Source organism: Hoeflea sp., from assembly GCF_039975035.1.
Taxonomy (GTDB): Bacteria; Pseudomonadota; Alphaproteobacteria; order Rhizobiales; family Rhizobiaceae; genus Hoeflea.
In genome coordinates this window covers 45619-52663 of record NZ_JBDWHW010000097.1, presented here as the reverse complement: position 1 = coordinate 52663, position 7045 = coordinate 45619, and the positions used below count along the sequence as shown (strand labels likewise).

At 59.4% G+C, this 7045-nt stretch carries 8 protein-coding genes; 5 read left to right on the top strand and 3 right to left on the bottom strand.

Going from position 1 to position 7045, the window contains the following annotated elements:
* Positions 1-92: 92 nt before the first annotated feature.
* Entirely contained in the window at positions 93-836 is a 744-nt protein-coding gene (locus ABJN75_RS08215) for an SGNH/GDSL hydrolase family protein (protein ID WP_348438573.1), read from the top strand.
* Here ABJN75_RS08215 and ABJN75_RS08210 read toward each other — a convergent pair.
* Positions 796-981: a hypothetical protein gene (locus tag ABJN75_RS08210; RefSeq protein ID WP_348438571.1), complete on the bottom strand. Its 186-nt coding sequence runs from the start codon at positions 979-981 to the stop codon at positions 796-798. The two genes, ABJN75_RS08215 and ABJN75_RS08210, sit on opposite strands and share 41 nt — an antisense overlap.
* A gap of 98 nt (positions 982-1079) precedes the next feature.
* On the opposite strand from ABJN75_RS08210, the gene ABJN75_RS08205 reads away from it, so the two are divergent.
* Entirely contained in the window at positions 1080-2321 is a 1242-nt protein-coding gene (locus ABJN75_RS08205; protein WP_348438569.1) for an MFS transporter, read from the top strand.
* Positions 2322-2339: 18 nt separating this feature from the next.
* On the opposite strand, the gene ABJN75_RS08200 is transcribed toward ABJN75_RS08205, so the two are convergent.
* Positions 2340-3320 (bottom strand): NAD(P)H-quinone oxidoreductase, encoded by a 981-nt coding sequence (locus ABJN75_RS08200; protein ID WP_348438587.1) that lies wholly within the window; start codon positions 3318-3320, stop codon positions 2340-2342.
* A gap of 111 nt (positions 3321-3431) precedes the next feature.
* On the opposite strand from ABJN75_RS08200, the gene ABJN75_RS08195 reads away from it, so the two are divergent.
* Together ABJN75_RS08195 and ABJN75_RS08190 are read left to right on the top strand one after the other, a co-directional pair.
* Complete coding sequence (locus ABJN75_RS08195) at positions 3432-3623, top strand: DUF1192 domain-containing protein (protein ID WP_348438567.1); 192 nt, start codon at positions 3432-3434, stop codon at positions 3621-3623.
* 431 nt (positions 3624-4054) lie between these two features.
* Positions 4055-4573: a DUF1465 family protein gene (locus tag ABJN75_RS08190; protein ID WP_348438565.1), complete on the top strand. Its 519-nt coding sequence runs from the start codon at positions 4055-4057 to the stop codon at positions 4571-4573.
* A 161-nt stretch (positions 4574-4734) separates the two neighbouring features.
* Here ABJN75_RS08190 and rpmE read toward each other — a convergent pair whose 3' ends face one another.
* Positions 4735-4956 carry a 50S ribosomal protein L31 gene (gene rpmE, locus ABJN75_RS08185; RefSeq protein ID WP_097105894.1) on the bottom strand — a complete coding sequence of 74 codons (222 nt, stop codon included), beginning with the start codon at positions 4954-4956 and terminating at the stop codon, positions 4735-4737.
* Positions 4957-5201: 245 nt separating this feature from the next.
* Here rpmE and ABJN75_RS08180 point away from each other — a divergent pair, with 245 nt between their 5' ends.
* Positions 5202-6995 (top strand): ABC transporter transmembrane domain-containing protein, encoded by a 1794-nt coding sequence (locus ABJN75_RS08180; RefSeq protein WP_348438585.1) that lies wholly within the window; start codon positions 5202-5204, stop codon positions 6993-6995.
* The last annotated feature ends 50 nt before the right edge of the window (positions 6996-7045 follow it).

Here is a 7045-nt window from a genome sequence, read left to right as displayed (position 1 = left end):
TTCAGCCCGCCGTAGAAATACGGCGGGCTTCATTTTAGGGTGTGCGACGTTCGCAAGCATGATGACCAGGACAGGCTGATACGATACCGCCCATGAACAGTTTCCTTTCAGGCCTCATCAGTTGGTTGCTTCTGCCGGTTGCCGTGTTCAAGGGCATCGGTGTACGAAAAACCGCGCCCCGCCTCCCGCCGCCGCGCGGCCGGCCAAAGGGCCAGATTGGCGACGGACCGGCTGAAATCCGTGTGCTGGTCATCGGCGATTCCTCCGCCGCCGGCGTCGGTGCCGATCGCATCGAGGACACTCTCGGACCGCAGCTTGCCTTGTGCCTGAACCGGATGACCGGCAAACCGGTCTCCTGGCGCAATGCCGGGGCCAATTCTGCCACTGCCTCCCAGGTTCGCGATTACGTGGTTGCCAATATCGAGGAGCGGGATTTCACCCATGTTATCCTGGCCGTCGGCACCAATGACGCCAAGAACTACGTCACCAGATCGCGCTTCAAGAAAGACTTCGGCGGCCTGCTTTACGCCGCGCACAGCCGTTGGCCCGATGCGAAGCTCTACTGGTCACCGGTCGTCTCCATGACGGATGTACCGGCATTGCCGGGTTCGCTGGCGTTCATTCTTGCCATGCGTGTCCGGATCATCAACACCATCGGCGCACAGCTTTGCCAGGAACGATATGCCACTGCGCTCGACCCGCTGCCGGTGGACGGACCGGAGGGGTTCGCCGTCGATGGATTTCATGCAAATGCGCTTGGCTACAGGCATTGGGCCGAGCATGTGGCCAAGTTTATCAGGGACGAAGAACCAGCGTCATCATCATGGAAAAAATGAGGACAAGGGCGATTTTCCAGACATCCGCCCGCCTCCGCAGGCCAGGAAGCCCGAATGGCTTGATCAGGTGCAGTCCCATGGCGACCAGAACCAGAACAAGCAGTATTTTTGTCGCCATGAACCGCGCCTTTCTCAATCCAGCCATAAACCTGTCATGATCAGAGTCGATCAGCTAGGCTTGTCGTCCGGTCATTGATTCCCGGTTCGCTCGATATCTGCAACGCTCTTACACACCGGATTCTCATGCGCCGCAATCTTCTTCCCGTTTTGTCCTTGCTGCTCGGGACGGCTTTTCTGCTTGCCGGCAACGGTCTGCACGGGTTGCTGCTGCCCATGCGCGGCTCTGCCGAAGGCTTCTCCCCCACAGCACTCGGGCTTCTCGGCACGAGCTGGGCCACCGGTTTCGTGCTCGGCTGCATCTTTTCGCAGCGACTGGTGCGGCGCATCGGCCATATCCGGGCGTTCTCGGCGTTTTCCGCAACGATCGCCATCATCGCACTGCTGACCGGTCTGCTGGTTGATCCGGTCTCCTGGATCCTGCTTCGGGTGGTCACCGGTTTCTCGATCGCCGCCGCCTTCATGATTATCGAGAGCTGGCTCAACGAGCGTGCGACCAATGAAACCCGGGGATTGATTTTCTCGCTCTACATGACAGTCACCTATGTCGCCATTGTCGCGGGGCAGATGAGCATCGCCCTGGGTGACATCACCCAAACGACCTTTTTCATCATCGCCGGCATCCTCTATTGTCTGGCGCTGCTTCCGACAGCGGTGTCCACCGCGTCCAGTCCGGCGCCGCTCAAGGAGATCAAGCTCGATCTCGGGATGATTTACCGGAATTCACCGGTGTCCTTCGTCTCGATCCTCCTGATCGGCGTTGCCAATGGCGCGTTTGGCACGCTGGCACCGGTCTTTGGCGCCGATGTCGGGCTGACCACACTGACCATCGCCACCATGATGTCGATCACGATCTTCTCGGGCGCTGTCATGCAATTGCCCGCAGGCCGCATGTCCGACCGCATGGATCGACGCTATGTCCTGGCGGGCCTCGCAGCGGTTGCCGGGGTTTCAGGCCTCGCCATTGCGATGATAAAGCCATCCGGCATCGGCGTCCTCTACGGCTTGATTTCGCTCTACGGCGCGATGTCCTACACGCTCTATTCCATCACCGTTGCCCATGCCAACGACTTTGCCGCAAGCGACAAGTTTGTCACCGTGTCGGGCGGGTTGCTGCTGCTCTACGGGATCGGCACCATCATAGGCCCGCTCATTGGTGGTATCGCCATGGCGCAGAACACCTATATGCTGTTTGCGGTCACAGCCGCCGCCCATGTCGCGATTGCCGTTTACGCCATCGTCCGCTCCCGCATCCGCGCGGCAATTCCCGCCGAAGAGCGCGAGAACTTCTCCTCGACGCCATCCGCACGTTCGGCAACGCCGGAATCGATCAATCTTGATCCGCGCGCAACAACCCATGACGATTGAGGCAGCAGGCGACGATCGTCATGTCATGTCGAGCACGATCTTGCCGATGTGGTCGCCATCCTCCATCCGCTGGTGCGCCGCGGACGCCTGATCCATAGGAAAGATCGAATCCATCACCGGCAGCACCTGGCGTTCGTTCAGCAGTGGCCAGACATGCTGGCGCAGCTCATCGGCGATCCGGGCCTTGAAGGCTATATCGCGCGCCCGCAGCGTCGATCCCGTGTGAGTAAGCCGCTTCATCATCAGCAGCGAGAAATCAACTTCCGCCTTGCGGCCTCGCAGAAAGGCGATCTGGACGATTCTGCCTTCGATCGCCGCGGCCTGATAATTCCGGTTGATGTAGTCGCCACCGACCATATCGAGAATCAGGTCGGCACCCTTGCCGTCGGTTGCCTGTTTCACCGCCTCGACAAAATCACTCTGCCGATAGTCGATGGCCAGATCCGCGCCCAGATCCCGCATTGCCGCGCATTTCGCCTCTGAGCCGGCCGTTGCCAACACCCTGGCGCCGAACGCCTTGGCAAGCTGAATGGCGGTTGTTCCGATGCCCGAGGTTCCGCCATGAACCAGGAATGTCTCTCCCTGTTTGAGCGCACCGCGCTGGAACACATTGTGCCAGACCGTGAAGAAGGTTTCGGGGATGGCCGCTGCTTCGGTCATGGTCAGGCTGCCGAGCGCGGGCAATGCGTTGGTTTCGTCCACGCAACAGAATTCCGCGTAGCCGCCGCCAGCCACCAGAGCACAGACGCGATCACCCGGCTTGAAGCGCTTGACCGCAGCGCCCACCGCACTGACCTCGCCGGCAACTTCAAGACCGGGAATATCCGAAGCCCCCGGCGGCGGCGGATAGGCGCCCTGCCGCTGAAGGCAATCGGGACGATTGATGCCGGCCGCAAAGACCTTGATCAGCAGTTCGCTCTGCTTGGGAACCGGCTGTTGCCGTGTTGTCAGCGCAAGGACTTCAGGTCCCCCCGGTTTGCGGATCTCGATTGCACGCATCACATCATTCTCCTGCTGCCACTTTTCCGCAATTTAGGCTCAGGCTAGGGTGACGGCAATGCCGGTTGGAAATTGTCCGACCAAACCAGAGCCCAACGGGAGACAGAAACCATGTTTGCAGATGATGACCGCCCGAAACCCAGGAAGCTTCATGAAATCGGCTGCGACCTGACATTCCTTTCCGCAGGGGAACTTGAGGAACGAATCGCTGTTTTGAAAGAGGAGATCACCAGACTGGAAGCAGACAAACGCGCAAAAACCTCCAGCCGCAGCGTTGCAGAGGACCTGTTCAAATCAAAATAATTCAACATATGCAAACGCTTGCGGGAAAAACGCTCTTTGTTAAGCTTCGGTTAAGCTTTACAAGTCTTTACTATAGGCATCCGGGCTTCCTGGATTTGACAATTTGACCTCGGGTCGAATTGTTTGACGCCTCCCTGTTAAACTCTTGAGAGCCGCTGATGCGGCTCTTTTTTTGGTCCGGCCATTGCGCCATGAAGCTTGCCTTCCCGGACTGAAAACAGGTACCCTCAAACAGGCAAACCTGCCGTTTTACATCCCGAAAACAGTCCCAAATTGCGGCTTCCAAGGCCCGCGGGCGTGTTAACCCTTTCTTAAGAATAGGCTTGCCGGAAAGACGGCAGGAGTTCAGGATATACGGGCTCGGCAGCAATATCTGCCGCCTCGCAACAGCCGCCTAAAACAGTTTTTTTGTAATCAGGAATGTCCGGCCAATGTCTGAAACCAGCCTCAACACCGTCAATCTCGCAGACCGCATGGCCAATTCAGCCCAATTCAAGGCGCTTTATGCCGAAGGAATGGGACTGGTTGAGGAAACCGCGAACTATCTCGACGGCCCCGGTCGCACCGCTTCCAAAGCGCTGCCCCGCATGGCAGGCGTTCTCTACGCTGCGGAGTCCATGCGGCTGACCACCCGGTTGATGCAGATGGCCTCGTGGCTGCTTTTGCAACGCGCAGTCAACAATGGCGAGATGAACCGCGATCAGGTTCTGGCCGAGAAGAACAAGGTGCGCCTCGACAGCTTCAATTGCGACAGGACGGCGCAGGGCTGGTCCGATTTGCCGGATAGCTTCCGCGACCTGGTCGAGCGTTCGTTGCGCATCCAGAACCGCGTGGCCATTCTTGATCGCGAGATCTACCGTCCCGCCGAAGCGGCTGCGTTGAAGCCGGACAACGAAAATTCGGTCCAGGCCCAGCAGTTGCTGCTGCAGACGGTTTTCAGCAAGCGCTGAATTACCCCTTCACCCCATATGGGAGTGCATCCAGGGTCCGCGACAAAATCGCGGGCCTTTTTTTGTCACGGCCAACTGTCGGCCAGACGCCGCCCGAAAGCACAAAAAACCCGCCGGGCTTGCGCTGGCGGGCTTTCGGTATCCGGCATTGGCCGAAATGATTACAGGCTGAGACCTTCGAAGCGCTTCTTGAACTTCGAAAGACGACCGCCACGGTCCAGCATCTGCTGGTTGCCGCCGGTCCATGCCGGATGCGACTTCGGATCGATTTCGAGGTTCATGGTGTCGCCTTCGGCACCCCAGGTTGACTGGGTCATGTATTCGGTGCCGTCGGTCATGACAACCTTGATCATGTGGTAGTCGGGATGGATGTTCGACTTCATCTTCTTTGTCCTGCCTTTGGGAGGCCCCTGCGCAGCTTAGCTTGCGGCATTTTGGCCAAACACATAAATGAAGCCGGTGTCCGTCAGGTCAACGACTTCCCAATTCGATGGCGAGCCTATACATGAAGGCTCAATCGATAACAAGGCCCGCCTCCATTTTTGCAGGCTCTCGGGATCATCGAATACGCATTGCAGGAGAAGACGTGGCTGAACAATCCGACACCACTCGAACCGCGCGCCGGTCGATGCGCCCGCTCGCCCGTCTCGCCCCTTATGTAAGGCGTTACCCGCATCTGGTGACCGGAGCATTGATCTTCTTGCTGATGGCGGCTGTGACCACGCTGTCGTTGCCGATGGCGATACGCCGGATGATAGACCATGGCTTTTCCGCGCAGGATGCCGGTTTCATCAACAGCTATTTCTCGATGCTGGCAGGGATTGCCATCATGCTCGCCATCGCGTCGGCCTGCCGGTACTATTTTGTCATCACCCTTGGCGAGCGCGTGGTGTCCGATATCCGCCGCGACGTGTTTGACCACGTCACGCAATTGTCTGCCGCCTTCTATGATGCCAACCGGTCGGGCGAAATCGTCTCGAGGCTTACTGCCGACACCACCCAGATCAAATCGACAGTTGGCGCCACAGCATCGCTCGCGCTTCGCAACACCATTTTGTGTGTAGGTGCGGGCGGGATGATGTTCATCACCTCGCCGAAACTTTCCGGCCTGGTTCTCGGGGCCATTCCGCTGATCGTCTTCCCGCTGGTCGGGTTCGGCCGCAAGGTGCGCAAGCGCTCGCGTGAAGCCCAGGACAGTCTGGCCGAAGCCATGACCTTTGCCGGCGAGGCCATCGGCGCAACTCGCACCGTCCAGGCCTTCAACACCGAAAAAAGCTCACAGGCCCGCTTCGGCAAAGCCGTTGAACAGGCCTTCACCGCAGCCCGAAAGTCAATTCTGGCGCGCTCCATCCTGACCGGCTTTGCCATTGCCATGGCTTTTGGCTCCATTGTCGCGGTGCTCTGGTATGGCGCGCAATCGGTGCTGTCGGGAGAATTGTCGCCCGGAACGCTCGGCCAGTTTCTGCTGTATTCGGTGTTTGCCGCAGGCAGCCTCGGCGCGCTGTCGGAGGTCTGGGGTGAACTGTCACAGGCTGCCGGCGCCGCCGAACGATTGAGCGAACTGCTTGATGAAGTGCCCGAGATCCGGGCTCCGGCTTCGCCCAAGCCGCTGCCTATGCCTGCGCTGGGCGACATTCGCTTTGAGGATGTGCATTTTTCCTACCCTGCCCGGCCCGACACCTCGGCGCTGACCGGCACCAGCTTTCATGTGAGGCCCGGCGAGACCATTGCCGTGGTCGGCGCTTCCGGCGCCGGCAAATCCACCCTGTTCTCCCTGATCCTGAGATTCTACGACACGACCTCGGGGTCAGTGCTGATCGATCATGTCGATATCCGCGATGCCGACCCGGCCGAGGTGCGCGCCCGCATCGCTCTCGTGCCGCAGGATGTAACCATCTTCGCCGGCAGCGTCGGCAGCAATATCGCCTTTGGAAGGCCGGGCGCGAGCCAGGCCGACATCGAAGCCGCCGCGGTGGCCGCCCAGGCGCATGACTTCATCCTGGCGCTCGACAAGGGCTATGAAACGCCGGTCGGCGAACGCGGCATCACGCTTTCCGGCGGCCAGCGCCAGCGCGTGGCGATTGCCCGGGCAATCCTGCGCGATGCGCCAATCCTGCTGCTCGACGAGGCCACATCCGCGCTCGATGCGGAGAATGAAAAACTGGTTCAGAAGGCGCTGGAAGGCCTGATGCAGAACCGCACGACCATTGTCATCGCTCACCGGCTGGCTACCGTGCTGCGTGCCGATCGCATTCTGGTCATGGACAAGGGGCAGATCGTTGAGGAGGGCACTCATGCCGAACTGGTGTCCCGCGGCGGACTCTATGCCCGCCTTGCACGTTTGCAGTTCGAGCACGGCGCCGAGGCCCTTTCCCTTGAAGCCAGGCCCGGCACTGAACGCCTTGCCAATGAACACGTTTGAAAAACAAGTGTAACAATCTTGTGAAAAATCCCGAATAAGGGTAATCATCG

What these genes read in the sequence shown, in the direction of transcription:
- ABJN75_RS08200 (WP_348438587.1), bottom strand. Translation starts at nt 3,320, where the DNA reads ATGCGTGCAATCGAGATCCGCAAACCGGGGGGACCTGAAGTCCTTGCG.
- ABJN75_RS08180 (WP_348438585.1), top strand. Translation starts at nt 5,202, where the DNA reads ATGCGCCCGCTCGCCCGTCTCGCCCCTTATGTAAGGCGTTACCCGCAT.
- ABJN75_RS08210 (WP_348438571.1), bottom strand. Translation starts at nt 981, where the DNA reads ATGGCTGGATTGAGAAAGGCGCGGTTCATGGCGACAAAAATACTGCTT.
- ABJN75_RS08195 (WP_348438567.1), top strand. Translation starts at nt 3,432, where the DNA reads ATGTTTGCAGATGATGACCGCCCGAAACCCAGGAAGCTTCATGAAATC.
- ABJN75_RS08190 (WP_348438565.1), top strand. Translation starts at nt 4,055, where the DNA reads ATGTCTGAAACCAGCCTCAACACCGTCAATCTCGCAGACCGCATGGCC.
- ABJN75_RS08205 (WP_348438569.1), top strand. Translation starts at nt 1,080, where the DNA reads ATGCGCCGCAATCTTCTTCCCGTTTTGTCCTTGCTGCTCGGGACGGCT.
- ABJN75_RS08215 (WP_348438573.1), top strand. Translation starts at nt 93, where the DNA reads ATGAACAGTTTCCTTTCAGGCCTCATCAGTTGGTTGCTTCTGCCGGTT.
- rpmE (WP_097105894.1), bottom strand. Translation starts at nt 4,956, where the DNA reads ATGAAGTCGAACATCCATCCCGACTACCACATGATCAAGGTTGTCATG.